Annotated in this window: 15 protein-coding genes; 3 read left to right on the plus strand and 12 right to left on the minus strand. The window is 75.7% G+C overall.

The window, feature by feature from the left end; translation table 11 throughout:
* Positions 1 to 15: 15 nt before the first annotated feature.
* The 9 genes from LPA54_RS19085 to LPA54_RS19125 form a co-directional block, all read right to left on the minus strand.
* Positions 16 to 1,212, minus strand: coding sequence for a saccharopine dehydrogenase C-terminal domain-containing protein (locus LPA54_RS19085; RefSeq protein WP_228979344.1), 1,197 nt, complete (start codon positions 1,210 to 1,212; stop codon positions 16 to 18).
* A complete protein-coding gene (locus LPA54_RS19090) occupies positions 1,209 to 2,360 on the minus strand; it encodes a saccharopine dehydrogenase (protein ID WP_228979347.1) in 1,152 nt (383 codons plus the stop codon). Before LPA54_RS19090 ends, LPA54_RS19085 begins: the two co-directional genes overlap by 4 nt.
* A gap of 74 nt (positions 2,361 to 2,434) precedes the next feature.
* Positions 2,435 to 3,577: a cytochrome P450 gene (locus tag LPA54_RS19095; RefSeq protein ID WP_228979348.1), complete on the minus strand. Its 1,143-nt coding sequence runs from the start codon at positions 3,575 to 3,577 to the stop codon at positions 2,435 to 2,437.
* Between the two features lie 28 nt (positions 3,578 to 3,605).
* Positions 3,606 to 4,928 (minus strand): acyl-CoA dehydrogenase family protein, encoded by a 1,323-nt coding sequence (locus tag LPA54_RS19100; RefSeq protein WP_228979351.1) that lies wholly within the window; start codon positions 4,926 to 4,928, stop codon positions 3,606 to 3,608.
* A gap of 81 nt (positions 4,929 to 5,009) precedes the next feature.
* A complete protein-coding gene (locus tag LPA54_RS19105) occupies positions 5,010 to 7,367 on the minus strand; it encodes an iron-containing redox enzyme family protein (protein WP_228979353.1) in 2,358 nt (785 codons plus the stop codon).
* Complete coding sequence (locus LPA54_RS19110; RefSeq protein WP_228979355.1) at positions 7,364 to 8,422, minus strand: 3-oxoacyl-ACP synthase; 1,059 nt, start codon at positions 8,420 to 8,422, stop codon at positions 7,364 to 7,366. The genes LPA54_RS19105 and LPA54_RS19110 overlap by 4 nt, the downstream gene beginning before the upstream one ends.
* Positions 8,423 to 8,464: 42 nt before the next feature.
* The gene (locus LPA54_RS19115; protein WP_228979357.1) at positions 8,465 to 9,301 is read right to left on the minus strand and encodes an oxaloacetate decarboxylase; all 837 of its coding nucleotides are present in this window, start codon (positions 9,299 to 9,301) and stop codon (positions 8,465 to 8,467) included.
* 40 nt (positions 9,302 to 9,341) lie between these two features.
* Positions 9,342 to 10,130 carry a thioesterase II family protein gene (locus tag LPA54_RS19120; protein WP_228979360.1) on the minus strand — a complete coding sequence of 263 codons (789 nt, stop codon included), beginning with the start codon at positions 10,128 to 10,130 and terminating at the stop codon, positions 9,342 to 9,344.
* 37 nt (positions 10,131 to 10,167) lie between these two features.
* Positions 10,168 to 10,383 carry a hypothetical protein gene (locus tag LPA54_RS19125; RefSeq protein ID WP_228979362.1) on the minus strand — a complete coding sequence of 72 codons (216 nt, stop codon included), beginning with the start codon at positions 10,381 to 10,383 and terminating at the stop codon, positions 10,168 to 10,170.
* A 356-nt stretch (positions 10,384 to 10,739) separates the two neighbouring features.
* Here LPA54_RS19125 and LPA54_RS19130 point away from each other — a divergent pair, with 356 nt between their 5' ends.
* Positions 10,740 to 11,489, plus strand: a complete 750-nt coding sequence (locus LPA54_RS19130; protein WP_228979363.1) for a LuxR C-terminal-related transcriptional regulator — start codon at positions 10,740 to 10,742, stop codon at positions 11,487 to 11,489.
* A 71-nt stretch (positions 11,490 to 11,560) separates the two neighbouring features.
* On the opposite strand, the gene LPA54_RS19135 is transcribed toward LPA54_RS19130, so the two are convergent.
* From LPA54_RS19135 to LPA54_RS19145, 3 genes are all read right to left on the minus strand, one after another.
* Complete coding sequence (locus LPA54_RS19135; RefSeq protein ID WP_228979366.1) at positions 11,561 to 12,496, minus strand: DMT family transporter; 936 nt, start codon at positions 12,494 to 12,496, stop codon at positions 11,561 to 11,563.
* A 99-nt stretch (positions 12,497 to 12,595) separates the two neighbouring features.
* The gene (locus tag LPA54_RS19140) at positions 12,596 to 13,576 is read right to left on the minus strand and encodes a hydroxyacid dehydrogenase (RefSeq protein ID WP_228979480.1); all 981 of its coding nucleotides are present in this window, start codon (positions 13,574 to 13,576) and stop codon (positions 12,596 to 12,598) included.
* A 271-nt stretch (positions 13,577 to 13,847) separates the two neighbouring features.
* Positions 13,848 to 15,632 carry a beta-galactosidase family protein gene (locus tag LPA54_RS19145; RefSeq protein ID WP_228979368.1) on the minus strand — a complete coding sequence of 595 codons (1,785 nt, stop codon included), beginning with the start codon at positions 15,630 to 15,632 and terminating at the stop codon, positions 13,848 to 13,850.
* Between the two features lie 447 nt (positions 15,633 to 16,079).
* On the opposite strand from LPA54_RS19145, the gene LPA54_RS19150 reads away from it, so the two are divergent.
* A complete protein-coding gene (locus LPA54_RS19150) occupies positions 16,080 to 16,805 on the plus strand; it encodes a GNAT family N-acetyltransferase (protein ID WP_228979375.1) in 726 nt (241 codons plus the stop codon).
* Between the two features lie 75 nt (positions 16,806 to 16,880).
* Positions 16,881 to 17,126 carry a DUF5133 domain-containing protein gene (locus LPA54_RS19155; RefSeq protein ID WP_228979377.1) on the plus strand — a complete coding sequence of 82 codons (246 nt, stop codon included), beginning with the start codon at positions 16,881 to 16,883 and terminating at the stop codon, positions 17,124 to 17,126.
* The last annotated feature ends 12 nt before the right edge of the window (positions 17,127 to 17,138 follow it).

Raw genomic sequence — 17,138 nt, forward strand, 5'->3', positions numbered from 1 at the left:
GGCCGGGCCGGGCGGCTAGGGCGCGGTCCCCGCGGGCGCCGGTGCGGTGGGAAGGGCGTCGTCGAAGGTGGCGCGCACGCCGTGGTCCGCGAGGAACGCGAGCCACCGGTCGGCCTCCTCCGCCGACTCCGCCGCCCGGTTGAGGCCCGCCGGCAGCGCGCCGTCGAGCACGCGCGTCACGCCGTACGCGAGGGGCAGCGAGACGCAGCGGGCCATCGCGCTCTCCGTCTCGTCGCCCGTGAGGTCGAGCAGCCCGGCCTCGCGCCACCCGCCGCCGCCCGCGGTGCCGCGCACGTCCAGCGCGACCGACAGCACGACCCGGTCCCGGTCGGTCTCGCTCGTCGGGTGGCGCCGGGCGAGTTCCTTGGCGAGGGCCCGCAGTCGGGCCTCGTCCCCCGTGCGCACCGTGGTGAACACCTCGCTCCAGGCGGCCCGCCACCCCGCGTTGCGCAGCGTGCCGCGCACGAAGGTGTCGAGGTGCCAGCCGTCCGGGATGCCGTACTGGCGGACGAAGGGCAGGCTGTCGCGGTTCGGGTACGCCTCGAAGGTCTCGCCGCCGAGGACCACCTCGCGCGTGGCCTCCCACGGGCGCGGCGCGGTGCGCTCGGCGCCGCCCTCGATGTAGCGGGCGGGCGAGCCGAGCGCGGCCAGCACGCCGTACGGCGCCCAGCTGAACCGGTAGCGGAAGTCGTTGGGCACGGCGGGCACACCGCCGCAGTACGAGGTGAGGGCCACGGAGCCGGCGGTCGGGCCGACGTCCTCGCGGGCCCGCTCCACCAGCCGGTGCGCCATCAGGTGGTCGATGCCGGGGTCGAGGCCGGCCTCGGTGAGGACGACGAGGCCCGCCCCGGCGGTCGGCGCGGCCTCCTCGCGGAGCTCGTCCGAGACGTAGCTCGTACAGGCGAAGTGCGCCCGCGCGGCCTTCGCGAGCCGCAGGAGGCGCGGGTGTTCGGCCGCGGGCAGCATCGACACGACCACGTCCCCGGCCGCCACGGCCGCTTCCAGGGCGCCGGGTTCCAAGGCGCGCGCCTCGGCGCGCCCCGTCAGGCCGAGCGCCGCCAGCCGCTCGGCGGCGCGGTCCGCGGTGCGGTCCCACAGGACGACGCGGGAGGCGCGCCCGCACAGCAGGCCGAGTCCCGAGCGGCCGGTGGACAGGCCGGTGCCTATCCAGTGGACGGTGCCGCTCGCGGGGGTGGGGGAGGGCGTGGTCACGGGCGGGTCTCCTCGGTCTCGGACAGGTCGCGGGCGCGGTCGGCGGGGGGCGCGTCGGCGTGCCGGTCCGCGGGGGCGCGGCCGGGGGCCGTGCCGTCCGCGCGCAGGGCCGCCTCGAAGGAGCCCAGGCAGTGCTTCCACACCGGGTCGCCCGTACCCAACCGGGCCAGGTGCGGGGAGAGTTCGGCGGAGAACGCCCGGCTCGCCTCGACCGGCAGCAGCGACGGCAGGTTGTCGATCGCGATCACGTCGACGGGCCGTTCCCCGCCGCGCAGCGCACGCGCCGGGCGCTGCCAGTCCGTGGTCCCGTCGTAGACGGGCAGGACGCTGCACTCGGACGTCACGTCGCACGTCACGTCCGCGACGACGGAGAGGCGGCGGCGCGGGTCGTCCAGGTCCTCGGGGCGCAGGAACGGCGGTACGGGGCGGGTCACGAGGACGGCGTTGACGAGGATGTCGTGGTCCAGCAGGGCCCCGCGGTCCAGGTCGCGGGTCTCCGCCACGTCCCACCGGGTCGGGGCGATGCCGGCGGCCTCCAGGGCGTCGCACGCCCCCCGGCCGCTGCGGCCCAGCGCGCCGACGACGAGGGCCCGGTCGGCCCCGTCGGCACCACCCGGTCCGGCCGGGCCGGCCGCGAGGGCGGCGTCCAGCCACGCCTTGTCCATGGGCGCGAGCGGTGCGGGCAGATTCCCGCGCCGGTGCAGCACGGCGAGGGCGGCGCCCACGTACCCGGCCCAGTAGCCGAAGGCGGCGAGCCGCCGCCCCGCGTCGTCCGTCAGGTACTCCAGGTCCAGCAGCGCCCCGTCACCCGCGGCGAACCGGTCGAGCAGCTCACGAGCGCCCGCCTGGGCCTTGTAGGCGTGGCCGAAGTACACGTGCCGGTGGCGCAGCGCGGCCGGCTCGGCGGGCAGCTCCTTCAGGCCGAGGACGAAGACGTCGTCGGGGGCGTCGGTCCACGAGCCCGCCGGCGCGGTCCGGCAGCCGGCCGCGGTGTAGGCGCCGAGGGGGAAGGCGCGCTGCGGCGACTCCTCGACGGTGATGGTCGCGCCCTGGGCGACGAGCCTCGCGGCGTCCTCGGGCACCAGGGGCGCGCGGTGTTCGCTCGCACGGCTTTCGTGGCGCATCCACAGGTGGGGCAAGTCCGGCATCGGTGGGTTCCCGTCCGTGATGAGGGGTCGAGGGGGCAGGCGGAGCGCGTGCGGTGACGCGTCTTCAGGGGGCGTCAGAGCACCGGGACACGGGCGTTGGCGAGGGGCTGGTACTCCGGTTCCCCCGGCAGGGTGCCGGGGGCGAGGCCGGCGGCCACCAGCTCGCCGACGACGGCCGTGGCGACGGACACGGCGATCCGCGCGCCCGGGCAGCGGTGCGCCCCGGCCCCGAAGGTGAACACCACCGGGGCCGCCCGGTCGGGCCGCAGGGCGAGCGGGTCGGGGTTGACGGCCGGGTCGAGGTTGGCGGCGGCGAGGACGACCAGGACCTGGTCGCCCGGCTCCACCACCGCTCCGGCGTACGCGAGCGGCGCGGCGGCGAACCGGCGCGTGTTCTGCACGGGTGCGTCGTGGCGCACGACCTCCCGTACCAGCGCCTCCGTGCGGCCCGCCGTCCCCGGGACCTCCGCCGTGCCGCGCGCCAGGGCGACGAGGGTGTTGCCGATGAGGCCGGCCGTGGCGTCGTACGTCTGCGACAGGAAGCCGATCGCGTTGGCGAGCAGCGGTGCCGTACGGCTCCAGGACGCCCGGGTCGCCGCCGCCACGAGGCCCGCCAGCAGGCCCGTGCCGTCCGCGCCGGCCGCGATGCCGGGGCCGAGGAGCTCCCGCAGCCGGGCCGCCGCCGCCGCGGCCGCCCGCTGGTGCTCGGGCGTGGCGGACGCGGGGATGCACCGGACGAAGTCGCCCACCGCCCGCGCCGCCTCGGCGCCCGCGTCGCGGTCGAGTCCGCACAGCGAGGCGACGGTCCGCGCCGGCACCCCGTACATCAGCTCCTCGAAGAGGCCCCCGCCGCCCCGGTGGGCGGCCAGGGCCTCGCGAGTGTGGCCGGCGGCCAGGGCGCGGGTGCGCGCGGTGTCGGCGGTGGCGAGCGCCTCCACCACGACGGCCTTGAGCCGCTGTTGCAGGGCCCCGTCGGTCATCCGTACGAGGTCGCCGAAGACCTCGCCCGCCGCGGTGCCGGTGAGACCGGCGGGCACCGGTTCGGACGGCGGCCGCACCCGCACCGCGGCGGAGCCGAGTACGGCCCGCACGGCCGCCGCGTCAGCAGCCACCCACGCCCCGACGCGCTCGTCGAAGGCGAACGGACGCTCGCGCAGCAGCGCCGTGTAGACGGGGCCGGGGTCGGGCAGCCGCACGGCTTCGATCGGGGTGGGCACCAGGGTCTCCTCGGTGTTCGGCGGTCGCTCAGCCGGCGGCGGACGCGGCCGCGCCGGCGTGGGCGGGGGAGGCAGCGGAGGGGGCCGCGGCGGGGCGGGTGGCGCGGCGCACGTCCAGGGAGCCGGCTATCGCGAGCCGCAGCACGTCGGTCGAGCCCTCGTAGATCCGCAGGGAGCGGATCTGCCGGTACAGGCGCTCCGTCACCCCGTCGCGCACGACCCCGGCGGCGCCGAGCAGCTGCACCGCCGCGTCGACGACCTCCTGCGCGGCCTCCGTCGCGTGGACCTTGGCCATGTTGGAGTGCCGCGCGTAGCCACGGTTGCCCCGGTCGCACTCCCAGGCGGCGCGCGACACGAGCAGGGCGGCCGTGTTGAGCCGCACCTCCATGTCCGCCAGCTCCGCCTTGACCAGCTGGAGGTCGGACAGGGTGCCGCCGTAGGCCGAGCGGGACCGCGTGTGGGCGAGGGCCGTGTCGGCGGCCCGGCGCGCGAAGCCGAGGGCGGCGGCCCCCACCGTCATCCGGAACCGCTCCAGCAGGTCCACCGCGACGACGAAGCCCTTGCGCGGCCGGCCGAGGACCGCGTCCGCCGGCAGCCGGACGTCCGTGAACGACAGGTGCGCGAACGAGCGGGGCGCGATCGCGTCGATCCGCTCGGCGGCCACACCCGGTGTGTCCGTCGGCACCAGGAAGGCGGTGAGCCCCAGCGGGCCCGGGCCCTCGCCGGTACGGGCGATCACGACCACGACGTCCGCGATGGTGCCGTTGGCGATCCACGCCTTCTGCCCGTTCAGCACGTATCCGCCGTCCCCGGTGCGCTCGGCGGAGAGGGAGACGGCGGCGACGTCCGACCCGGCCTCCCGCTCCGACACCGCGAACGCCCCGATGGCCTCGCCCCGCGCCAATAGCGGCAGCCAGCGGGCGCGCTGCTCCTCGCTGCCGAACCGGATCACCGGCGTCGCCGCCAGCGCCTGGATGGAGAAGGCGAAGTCCGCCAGGTCCTCGGCGTACGCGAGCGCCTCCCGCATCAGGCACAGCGCGCGGGCGTCTCCGGGGCGGTACCCCGGCGCCCCCGTCCCGGAGGCGGCCTCGGTACCGGACCCGGGCCCGGCCGCCGCGCCGGTCCCGCCCGCCCGCGCGGCGGCCGGGTCGAGCGCGGCGAACCAGCCCGCCTCACCCAGCCGCCGTGCCAGCGTGCGCCCCGCCTCGTCCGGGTCCATGGCGCGCACCTTCTCCCACAGCGCCGTGCCGTCGTCGCACCAGGCGCCGATCTCCGCGGCGAGCCGCCGGTGGCCGGCGTCGTGGAACGGCAGGTGCAGGATCTCGGGGTCGAAGCTCGTCGTCGTGTCCACAGGGTCACTCCGTGCGGGATCGGGGGCGGGAGGTCGGGGTGGTCGGGAACGGGCGGCCGGGGCGCCGCCGCGGCGGCGCGTTCAGAGCAGCAGCTCGGCGACGTCGTCGTCGCCCCGGGCGGGCGCCTCGGGTCCCGGCCGGTGCGCGGCCTCGCCCGTGGCCGCCGCCCCGCCGTCCCGGGCCGCCTCGGCCTCCCGGGCGGCCTCGGCCCGCAGGGCCCGCTTCACCAGCGGCTGCTCCACGAAGTAGGCGAAGGAGGCATAGCCCCGCCAGACGCGCCGCCAGGCCCGCTGTACCGCCTCGTCGCCCCCGTCGCGTCCGAGCGAGTCGAGGTGGGCGACGATGATGTCGGCCGACTGGCGGGCGTGTCCCGCCGAGAAGTTGTCGATCGACAGGTGCGCCTCCTCGTAGGAGGTGTCGAAGCCGTGGCTGCGCAGCTTCTGTATCTCGTGCATCCGCAGGGCGCCGAGGCCGAACATCTCCACGCCGAGGTTGTAGCCGAGGATCTCCTCGTACAGGCTGTCCGGGAAGAGGGCCAGGCTCGCCTGGTGCAGCGCGAACCCGTAGACGTCGTCCGGCAGGTCGTCCTGGTCCAGGAACGCCTCGTCCCTGATGTGCGGCAGGTGGATGTCCATGCTCGCCAGCACCCGGTGGATGAGCGTGATGTGGTTCTTGGCGATGTCCCCGCGCCCCATCTCGTCCGCGTAGATGGCGAACAGCATGCCGTCGCCGGGCCGGTGCCGGCGGCCGACGTTGCCGATGCGGTGCGCCCACGTGCCGTCGATGAGGCTGGCCAGCGCGGACGTCGACTGGCCGAAGACGACCTCGTCCCGGTCGGGGATCGCGGACAGCGGCTCGTACGGGTCCACCAGCTTGTCCCAGTAGATGCCCTCCACGCGGCGCATCAGGGCGTCGGGCGTGTACGGGAAGTACGTGGCGTCGGTCTGCCGGCCGTCCGACCCGTGGGTGAACAGCAGCTCGGCGTCGGCGAGCCGGGCCTCGGCGTGCGCGCGGGCCGCGGGCAGGACGCCGGGGAAGCGCTCGAAGTTCACCAGGCGGTGCAGCAGCTCGCGGTGGCCGAGCGCCGCGCACTCCGCCAGCAGCTCCTCCTGCCCGACGACCTCGTCGGCGGCCCGCGCCCGCACCAGGGCCCGCGCCCAGTGCCCGGCGGCCGCGTCGCCCGCCGTGTTCGGGGGGAAGTCGAGGTCGGCGGGCTCGCCCGACGCGATCGCCTCGGTCCAGGCGGTGAACGTCGCCGCCTCGCGCTCGTCGAAGATGCCGAACATGGGGCCGCCGAACTTGATGGCCTTGAGGAACCGGCAGCCGCCGTCCCGCGACGGCCGCACCTGCCGGGACGCGCGGAACTCCGCCATGAAGGCGGCGAGGTCCAGCCCCTCGTCGTCCAGCCACTCCGACAGGCGCCGGTCGCCGAGGCGCACCGCCCGGTGCTGGCGGCCGGCGAACGCCGCGTGCTTCGCCACGATCGCCGCGACCCTCGCGTCCAGGGACAGGCCGGACTGCCAGGCGGCCAGCTCGGTGAGCGACGCGGTGTGCTCCTCCTCCAGCCGGACCGCGAGCCGGACGGCGGCCAGCAGCCGCCGCAGGTCGTCGGCGCCGGTCGGGCTCTGCGCGACGAGCCGGAGGTAGGAGGCGAGCAGGTCCCGTACCGCCTCCTCGGGCAGCATCGGCTCGGTGCCGAGGAGCAGGTCGTCCACGCCGAGCGCGTGGATCGCGTAGTGGAAGCCGACGACCTCCGGCAGGAACGAGGCGGGCAGCCGGGACAGCGCGAGCCGGAACGCGCCGTGCAGGGCGGTCAGCGGCCTCGCCGACGCGTCGGTCAGGAACGCGGCGGCCGCCACGTCCGGGAGGTGGACGCCCTGCCCGGCGAGCGCCCGGCGGCGCCGGGCGACCGCGCCCTCGTCCCAGGTCCCCTCGCCGGCGAGGAGGAAGTGGTGGCCGAACAGGTCGTTGACGACGAGGGCGGGCTGGGTGGCCGCCTGCGAGACGGTGTCCAGCCAGCACGCGCCGAGCAGCGCGAGCGGGGCCCGCTGGCGCAGCACGGCGTCGCGCACCTCGGGGTCGGCGTCCGCGCCGGTCAGCGCGGCCAGGGCGGGGGCGACGCGGCCGCGGGCGGCGAGCACGTACGCGGCGACGGCGTCCGCGTCGACATCGGTGTCGGCGGCGATGTCGAAGGCGGCGGACGGCGGCGGGTCGGTGTCGGGCGCCTCGTCCCCGGCCAGGAAGCCGCGCAGCACCTGACGGGCCGTCAGAAGTGCGGTCTCGCTCTCCTGGTCGGTGAGCAGCCGGCGGAAGAGGTCCGCCGGATCACCCGCCAGGACCGCCGCTGCCTCCTCGACCGCCCGGTGCCCGGCCCGGACGGGGCCGTTCGGCAGGGAGGTGGTCAGGTCGGGCGGGGGGACCGTGGAACGCGCGCTCATGAGGGGCTCCCGAGGTCGACGGCCGGTATCCGGTCCGGATCCTGTGGCGGTGTGCGGAGGAGGACGCCGACCCGTACGCCGGGCACGCTGGAGACGAGCAGGTAGTGCCCGTCGGGCCGGGTGCCGTGCGCGGCGGCGCGGTCCACCAGGTTGATCAGCGGGTCGGCGGCGAAGCAGTGGCCGGTCCGCGTGACGTTGTCGAGGAACAGCTGCTCCTGCGCGAAGCCGGCCTGGCGCTCCTTGAGGACCACGACCGGGCGGAACAGGTTGGGGTGGAGGACCCCGTCGACGTCGTCCACGGTCATCCCGAGGGCGCCGAGGATCCGCTCGTTCACGGTGCGGGCGAGGTCGGCGCTGATCTCGTGCGACCAGTCCAGCGCGCCGGTGTCCTGCGCGGACGAGCCGCCGACGATCTCGTACGCGCCGGGGCCGAGCGGTTCGTCGCTCACCAGGCAGCTCGCCGCGCCGTCGCTGAACAGCGCGTAGCCCTCCATGCGGACCGACTCGTCGGTGATCTTGTCGGTCGTGACGACGAGGACCCGGCGGTGGTGGCCCGCGGCGACCAGGGCCTGCGCGGTGCGGATGCCGACCAGCAGGTTGGTGCAGCGGTTGAGGGTGACGCCGGTGAACGCCGCGTCCCCGACGCCGAGGCCGCGCAGGACGCGCTCCACGAAGGTGCCGTGCGTCACGGGGCCGCCGGGGAAGCGCGTCGAGCACAGCACGACCGCGTCCACGGACCCGGGGTCCGCGCCGCAGGCGCGCAGGGTCGCGGTGCCGCTCTCCACGGCCAGGGACTCCAGGTCCTTCTCGGTGCGGCGGACCCGGCCCCAGCCCCACAGGGACGCCTTGGGCGGCATGCCGAGCTCTCGGGCCCGTTCGGTCAGTCCGGCGAGGGTGGTGTGGTCGGCGTCCTGCTCACCCAGGACGTAGGCGGGACCGCACAGGTGGACGGTGCCGGTGCGCGGGCGGTCGACGGGGGAGGGGGCGCGCGTCCGGGTGGCGGGGGGCGGGTCGTCCGCCCGGACGGCGGCGGACGGTGAGGGAGCCGGCGGCAAGGGGGCTGACGGTAAGGGGGCTGACGGCGTCACGGTGCGGGATCACTCTCCGGTGTCGAGAAGCCTGTTGAGGTCGGCGTAGGGCACGGCGTCCGGCCCGAACGTGAAGGTGCCGCGGTCGCGGACCTCCTCGGCGGCGCGCACGAGGGCGCCGTACGCGGCGCGGGACATCGAGGAACCGACGCTGACGCGGCGCACGCCCAGCTTGCCGAGGTCCGCCACGGACAGGCGCAGGGCGCCGCCCATGAGGACGTTGACCGGACGGCTCACCGACGCGCACACGGCACGCACGGCGTCCGCGTCGGGCAGCGCCGGCGCGTACAGGACGTCGGCGCCCGCCTCCTCGTACGCCTGGAGGCGGCGGATGGTGTCGGCCAGGTCGGGCCGGCCCTGGAAGAAGTTCTCGGCGCGTGCGGTCACGGTGAAGGGGAAGTCCAGTCCGCGGGCGGCGGCGACGGCGGCGGCGACCCGCTCGGCGGCCTCCGGCAGCGGGCGGATGGGGTCGTCGGCCCGGCCCGTGTAGTCCTCGATCGAGCCGCCGACGAGGCCCGCCCGGGCGGCGAGCCGAATGGTTTCGGCCACCTCGTCGGGCGTGTCGCCGAAGCCGCTCTCCAGGTCGGCGGTGACCGGCAGGTGCGTGGCGTCAACGATCGCCGCCGCGTTGTCCAGGAGTTCCTCGCGGGTGACGCGGCCGTCCGGCCTGCCGAGGCTGTACGCGAGCCCGGCGCCGGTGGTGGCGAGCGCGGCGAAGCCGAGCCCCGTGAGCAGGCGGGCGGTGCCGCGGTCCCAGGGGTTGGCGACGACGAACGGCTCGTCGGCGGCGTGCAGGGCGCGGAAGTGCTCCGCCTTGCGGCGCTGGTCGGCGGTCGCGTGGGTCATGGTGGTGTCCTCGTGGTGGGTGACGGGTGGCCTGACCGGTTCAGATAAGTTCAACGTGGTCGGCCGTGTCGATGTCCACGCCGTCGTCACACGCCACACGGACGAGCGACCCGAGCAGTCCCGTCACGGCGCCCGGGTCGTCCTCGAAGTAGAAGTGGCCGCCGTCCACCCACCGACGTTCGGGCGTGTCCGCGCACTCGCGGGCCCAGGGCTCCAGGCTCGCGTCGGTCACGTGCGGGTCGTCGACGCCGTTGACGAGGGTGACCGGCACCGTCAGGGGGGCGTCCGCGCGGTACGCGTAGCGGGCCACCATGCGGAAGTCGGCGCGCAGGTGGGGCAGCAGCAGTTCGGCCAGGGCCTCGTCGGCGACGACCTCGGGGGGCAGCCCGCCGAAGAACCCGACGGCCTCGGTGAACTCCCTGCCTTCGAGGCGCGCGGTCTCGATCACGCGCCGGGTCGGCAGCAGCGCGGGCGCCGAGCAGCCGGAGGCGACCAGATGGCGCAGCCCCGGCGTCCCGCGCAGTCGGCGGGCGACCTCGAAGGCCACGACGGAGCCGAGGCTGTGCCCGAAGAGGAGGAAGGGCCCTTCGGCCCGGGCGATGGCTTCCGCGGCCCCGTCGGCGAGTGCGTCGACGGACGCGGCGGTCGGCTCGCGGAAGCGGTGCGCCCGGCCGGGAGGGCAGACGGCGACGATCCGGCCGGCGGCCCCGAGGGCCTGCTGCCAGCCGAGGAAGGAGCGGGGGTTCCCGCCGGCGTGCGGGAAGCAGTAGACCCGGACGGGGGGCTCGCCCGCGTGGGCGGCGGTGACGAACCAGGGGGAATCGGTCACGGGAGAACGCACCACCCTTCTTCGGTCCCGGTACGGGTCAGACGGCGACGGACGGCTTGGCCGCGTCCCAGCCGACGTCGGACAGGACGGGCTTCCCGGTGGCGGAGGTGTCCACGCCGGTGCCGGTGCCGGTGCCGAGACCGAACGTCACGAGTCCGAATCCGACGGCAAGGGCGCCGACCGTCACGCGGAGGGGGAGGGAGGGGGCGAGCGACTGGGTGCCGGTGTGCGGAGCGGGGGTGTTCTTCTTCATGGCCCTCGTGCCCTTCTGGGGGAGGAAAAACTGGTGAATGACGGGTGAATCCCCGGAGCTCGTCCGCCCGCTGTGCCGGGTCGCCGGATCGCGGGACTTCCGGAAGGCGGTCGGTCATGTGCATTCGCCGGAGATCACCTGACGCATTCCAATCTTGCGCACCTGGCTCAGGGGACAAAGATCTACAGTGGCTCGGGTTTGCGCAGTGCGGCAAGTCACGGGGTCTTTATCGCGTCAAAGTGGACATACCTGCCGAGTGGGGAATAGGGATGAATGGTGCACGGGATGTCAATTGGGACGAACGAGATGTGGAACCTTCAACCGCGACCACGCGCCCCGCGCAGTTCCTCCGGTGCATGGCCGAGCACCTGGACGAGTTGGCCCGGCTGGCCGAGGACCACGCCGCACGGGCCGGCGGCCCCGTAGGAGAGGCGCCTTCCGGCCGCTCGGGGATCCGCTACGTCCACGGTCTGGAGGCGATAGGCGAGGCCATCGACGAGATGCTCGGCGGAGCCAGGCGGGAGATCCTCACCGCGCAGCCCGACGGCCCGCGCCCCGGCGCCGTACTGGAGGACGCGCTGGAATCCGTGCGCCGCCTCATCGCCGGGGACGTCGCGATGCGCACGCTCTACCAGCACACGGCGCGGTTCGACGAGGCGACCAAAAGCTATGTGCGCGCCGTCGCGGAATACGGCGTGAAAGTGCGCACCCTGGAGGAATTCTTCGACCGGCTCATCATCATTGACGCGTCGGTGGCCTTCATATCCGCCAACGACGACCGCACGACGGCCGTCGCGATAACCGAACCGGCCGTTGTCCGGTTTTTGATGGGCAGTTTCGAGCGGGCCTGGGACCGCGCGAGCCCCTTCCCCTTCGACCCCGTCCACGCGGCCAAGGCGGCCGACGAGGTCATGCCCGCCATACGGGAGTCGATCAGCCGACTGCTCGTCGAGGGGTACTCCGACAAGCGGATCGCCCGCCGCATCGGCATCAGCGAGCGGTCGCTGCAGGCCCATATCGCCGCCATGAAGCAGGAGCTGGGGGCGCACAACCGCCTCCAGCTCGGCTACCTGCTCGGGCGCAACGAGACCACGTACATCGTCTGAGCGCACCGCTGTTCCCCGGCCCGCGGGGCCGCCGGCCGCCCGGGGGCGGGCGGCCGGCGACCCGGCGGGCGTCAGGCGGTCTGCCGGCCCGGTTCCGGCGCCTCCCGCGCCGCCGGCTTCCGCCGCCCCGGCAGCCGGGAGACGGCGACGCCCACCAGGCAGACGACACCGCCGAGCAGCGTCATCCAGCCGGGGACCTCCGACAGCCAGAGCCAGGAGATCAGCACCACCACGGCCGGCACCGCGTACGTCGTCGCGCCCAGCTTCCCCGCGCTCGTCCGGGCCAGCGCGTACGCCCACGTGCTGAACGCCAGGGCCGTCGGGAACAGGCCCAGGTAGACCAGGTTGAGCGTCGCCGACCACGGGGCCTCGGCCAGGTCGTCCAGCATCAGGCCGGCGAACGGCAGACACGCGAGCGTGCCCGCGAAGCAGCCGAACGTCGTCACCTGCATCGGGCTGGCGTACCGCAGCGCGGGCTTCTGCGCCACGACCCCGCCCGCGTAGGTGACCGCCGCGAGCAGGCACAGCAGGACGCCCGTCACCGACGACGACCCGTGGCCCGACATGGACCAGCCCACCACGACGGCGCCCAGGAACGACACGGCCATGCCCGCCAGGAGCATCGGGGGGAAGCCCTCCTTCAGCAGCCACCCGCCGAGCAGGGCGATGACGATGGGGCCGATGTTGACGACCATCGCGGCCGTCCCCGCGTCCACCAGCTCCTCGCCCCAGTTCAGGGCGACCATGTAGACGCCGAACCACAGCACGCCGGAGGCGAGGATGCCGGGCCAGGCCCTGCGGTCCGGCAGCGTGCCCCCTCTGAGGACGAAGAGGAGCCCGAGGACGATCGAAGCGGTCAGCAGCCGCCCCAACGCCAGCGCTCCGGGATGGAAGTGCGGCGCCGACGCGCGGATGGAGACGAACGCCGACGCCCACAGCACCACGGTCACGGAGGCTGCCAACAGGGCACGACGATCGGTTGGGGAACCGCCGTTCGTATGATCCATGCCCGCATGGTAGCGAGCGGTCGTGTCCGTGATATGACCATCGCACCGGCGTGATCGGCTTCGAGTCGGCCCGTGGCGCGAACTCGTCCCCCGCGCCTCTCACGCCGAGCGGTGCAGGTCCTCCACCCGTACCGGCTCGGCGAACGGCAGGCCGTGCCCGTACCGCTCCAGCTCGTCCAGTGCCGCGTGCGCCAGACGGCCCAGCTCGTTGCCGAGGGCGCCCGCGACGTGCGGGGTGAGCAGCACGTTCGGGAGGTCGTACAGCGGGGAGCCGGTCGGCAGCACCTCCGGCTCCGTCACGTCGAGCACGGCGCGCAGCCGCCCCGACACCAGCTCCGCCGTCAGGGCGGCCGTGTCGACCAGGGAGCCCCGCGCGGTGTTCACGAGCGTCGCCCCGTCCCGCAGCAGCGCCAGCCTGTCCTGATCGAACAGGTGCCGCGTCTCGGGCAGTTCCGGCGCGTGCAGCGTCACCACGTCGCTGGAGCGCGCCAGCGTGTCGAGGGGCACGGGCCGCGCCCCGAGCCGGGCGGCCTCCACGGCCGGCACGTACGGGTCGTGCAGGAGCAGCTCCAGGTCGTACGGGCGCAGCAGCTCGATCACCCGCCGCCCGATCCGGGACGCCCCGACGACCCCGACCGTCCGCCGGTGGTTGCCCGCCCCGGCGAGCAGGGCGAGCGGGTCGACCGCGCCGCGCCGCTCCCGGTAGGCGCGCCGGGCCTCCAGCACCCGCTTGCCGGCGAAGAGGATCGAGGCGACGGTGTACTCGGCGACGGACCGCGCGTTGGCCGCGGCCGCCGAGGCCACCACCAGGCCCCGCTCCCAGCACGCGTCGGTGACGTGGTGCTTCACCGAGCCCGCCGCGTGCACGACCGCGCGCAGCCGCGGCATCCGCTCCAGCGCCGCCGCGGTCACCGGCGGGCAGCCCCAGCCGGTCAGCAGCGCCTCGGCCCGCTCCAGCGCCTCAGCGTGCGCCGGGTCGGCGAAGTCCCGGACGACGAGCGCCGGATCGGTGTCGGCGACGGCGGCCAGCCGCTCCAGCGCGGCGGCGTCGAACAGGGCGTTCCGCACCGGCGGGTCCATGGCCAGCACGGTTCTGGGCCGCCGGCCGGGGGAGGGACCGGTCGGCGGCCCGGTCGTCGGTGCGGTGGGAGGGATCGTCGGCATGGGCTGCTCCTGTACGAAGCCCCGGCGAGGCACGGGCGGCGGGGCGGCGCCCCTTTCCGGGACCGTAACCGTCCGCGGGCCCGGCACGGAATGACACACCGTCCGGTGCCGGTGCGCGGGGCGGTGCCGGTGTCGGGCCCGGTGCCGGTGGTGCCGGGCCCGGGGCGGCGCCGCCGGGAGCGGGGGGTCACGGCCGGGGCGGATCCGGGGCGCGGCGGACCTCGACCGCCGGGTCGACCGCCCCGTCCAGCTCCAGCACGGCGATCTCGTTGCGCCCGGCCCGCAGCAGCGGCCACGGCAGGTACAGCGTCCGCTGGGGCCCCCGCTCCGGCCAGTACCGCCCCAGGCAGAAGCCGTTCACCCACACGTACCCCTTGCGCAGCCCCGGCAGGCCCAGATGGGCGTCGGCCGGTTCGGCGACCTCCAGGGACCCGCGCAGGAAGACCGGCCCCGCCGCCCCCGCCCCGGCCGTGCGCGCCCCCCACGGGACCCGCTCCGGCGTGCCGTGGCCCAGCTCCACCGCCCGCGCCGTCCAGCCGTGCAGCAGCTGCCGGCCGTGCAGGACGCGGCGGACGCCCTTGCGGTCGCCCAGCCCCACGCCGTAGTTGACCCGGCCCATCGACTCCACCAGCAGCGCCAGGCGCGCCCCGCCCGCGGGCACGGCGGGAACGTCGAGCGACTCGCCCGCGTCCCGTTCCAGCACTCCGGCGGGCCGTCCGTCGACGAGGACGTGCGCCCGGTCCGCGAGCCCCCGCACCGACAGCGGACACGGGCCGCGGGGGCCCGGGACGCGGCTCTCGTACAGCACCAGCCCGTGCGCGAGGCCCAGTTCCTCGAAGGAGGGCGGCTCGGGGGCCGTCACCGGCGGGGTCGCCACCGCGTCCAGCACGTCGAGCAGCGCCACGGCCCCCGTCAGCGCCACCCGCGACGGCGGCAGCAGCGGGGCGGGCGGCTCCGGCTCGGGCGGGGGGCCGTCCGCGTGGGCGGCCAGCACCTCGCGGAAGGCGTGGAACTTCGCCGTCACCGCGCCCCGTTCGTCGACGGGCGCGTCGTAGTCGTAGGAGGTGACGGTGGGTCGGTAGCCGGCGCCCGTCGCCGGGTCGGCGGTGTTGGCCCCCGCCCAGGTGGAGAAGTTCGTCCCGCCGTGCGCCATGTAGAGGTTGACGGAGGCGCCCGTCTCCAGGACCGCGGCCAGCTCCGCGGCCGCGTCGGCGGCGTCCCGCGCCACGTGCTCCTCGCCCCAGTGGTCGAACCACCCGCACCAGAACTCCATGCAGAACGGCGGGTCGTGCGGTCGCAGCCGCCGCAGCGCGGCGAACGCCTCACGCGGCCGGCTGCCGAAGTTCACCGTGGCCGGCGTGCCGGGGAGGGTGCCGCCGGTCAGGAGGACGTCGTCGGGCCCGTCGGAGGTGAACAGAGGCACGTCGACGCCGCGCGCCCGCAGGCCCGCCGCGAGGTGCTCCAGGTAGCCGGTGTCGGAGCCGTAGGACCCGTACTCGTTCTCCACCTGCATCATCAGCACGTGCCCGCCGCGCGTCACCTGGTGCGGCGCGAGGACCGGGACCAGCCGGTCGTACCAGCGGTCCACGTGCGCCAGATAGGCCGGGTCCCGGCAGCGCAGCGCCCGCACCTCGCGGTCGGCCGCCAGCCACCAGGGCAGTCCGCCGTTGTCCCACTCGGCGCAGACGTACGGCGACGGGCGCACGATCGCGTACATCCCCTCCTCGCGCACCGCCCGCAGGAAGCCGTCCAGGTCGGCCGGTCCGCCGAAGTCGTACTCCCCGGGGCGCGGCTCGTGCAGGTTCCACGGGACGTAGGTCTCCACGGTGCCGAGGCCCATGGCGCGCAGCGCCCGCAGCCGCTGCGGCCACTGGGGCGGCAGGACGCGGAAGTAGTGCAGGGCGCCGGAGAGCACGCGGAAGGGGCGGCCGTCGAGGAGGAACCCCCCGGGGGTCACGGCGAACGGCGGCACGGGCACCTCCGGCGGGACGCGGGCGCCGGGCGGCACCCCGACGGGCGGCCCCGTCGGGCGGCAGCCTAACCAGCGCCCGGCCGGCCCGGGACGCGTACCGCCCGACCGGCTCCCCGCCGCGGGGCCCGGTGGCCGGTTCCCACCCCCGCGAGGACCCGGCGGCGGCCGGCCGGCGCCCCGTATCCGGCCTCGCCGCTTCGGGTGTAACCGCTGGTGGGACGCCCGGTGGACGGGTCTTCACCAGGGCGTGCGAAGAGGTTCGCGCGGGGTTCTGTTCCCGGCGGGGCGGTGGCTGCATACTGTTCCTCCTCGCCCCCGGTGCCGCACCGGTCCGTCCGCCGCGCGCACCCCGTGACGCGGAAGGCACCGACCCGGCGAGCCTCCCCTCCCTCGCGCGCCGCCCTGCCGGCGCGGGAGGCCCCCTGCTCGTGGAAGACCCGAGGTTCCGTGCCAGTACCTGTTGTCCTCGCCGGGCGCACCGTGCGCCTGGAGCCGCTGGCCGCGCGCCACGCGGAGGGCCTCGCCCGGGCCGGCGCGCAGGACCGCGCCGCGTACGCCTACACCCCCGTGCCCGACGGTCCGGAGGCGGCACACGACTACGTCGCCCGCGCGCTGCGCGACCAGGCGGCGGGCCGCTCGCTGCCGTTCGCTCTGGTCGGCGCCGCCGACGGCCGGGTGATCGGCGCCACCCGGTTCGCGGAGCTGGACTACTGGGCGGGGCCCCTGGTGTGGCCCCCGACCACCGGCGTCCCCCGCGGCGACCCGCTCACCGCCGTGCCCGACGCGGCGGAGATCGGCAACACCTGGTTCGCCGCGGAGGCCCGCGGCACCGGTGCCAACACGGAGGCCAAGCTGCTCATGCTCGCCCACGCCTTCGACACCTGGGGCGTGCGCCGCGTCTCGCTCCGCGCCGACGCGCGCAACTCGCGCTCGCGCGCCGCGATCGAACGGCTCGGCGTCACCTGCGAAGGGGTCCGCCGGGCCCACTCGCGGGGGCTGGACGGCGTCGTCCGCGACACCGCCTTCTACTCGGTCCTGGCCGAGGAGTGGCCCGCCGTCCGCTCCGTCATCGAGCTGCGTCTCTCCGCCACCGGCACGCCCGCGCGGATTCCCCCGCCGCACCCGGGCCACCGGCACCACGAGGACGCCGGCGGTCGGCTCCTCCTCACCTGACGCACACGACCCACGCGTGTGGGCGGGGGAAGCCCGGGTAAGCGGACGCCCTGACCGTAGGAAAGGAGCCGAGTCGTGCTGATGGCCCACCCCGCCGTGCTGACGAAGCTGATAGAGGAGTACGAGGCGCTCAGCAAGCTGGACGCCGGCAACGGCACACCGGCCGTCCGCCAGCGGCTGGCGGACGTCGCGTACACGCTGTGCGTCTCCACCGGGACGCACGACGTCGACGCGGCCCTCGTCGCCGCCCGGCACCAGCTCCCCGGCGCCCGGCCCGAGGACGACTCCGTGCTCACGGACGACTCCCTGCTCACGGCCTGACGCGCGGCCGGC

The sequence above is a fragment of the Streptomyces sp. DH12 genome, assembly GCF_020873895.1.
In the GTDB taxonomy this organism is placed as follows: Bacteria; Actinomycetota; Actinomycetes; order Streptomycetales; family Streptomycetaceae; genus Streptomyces.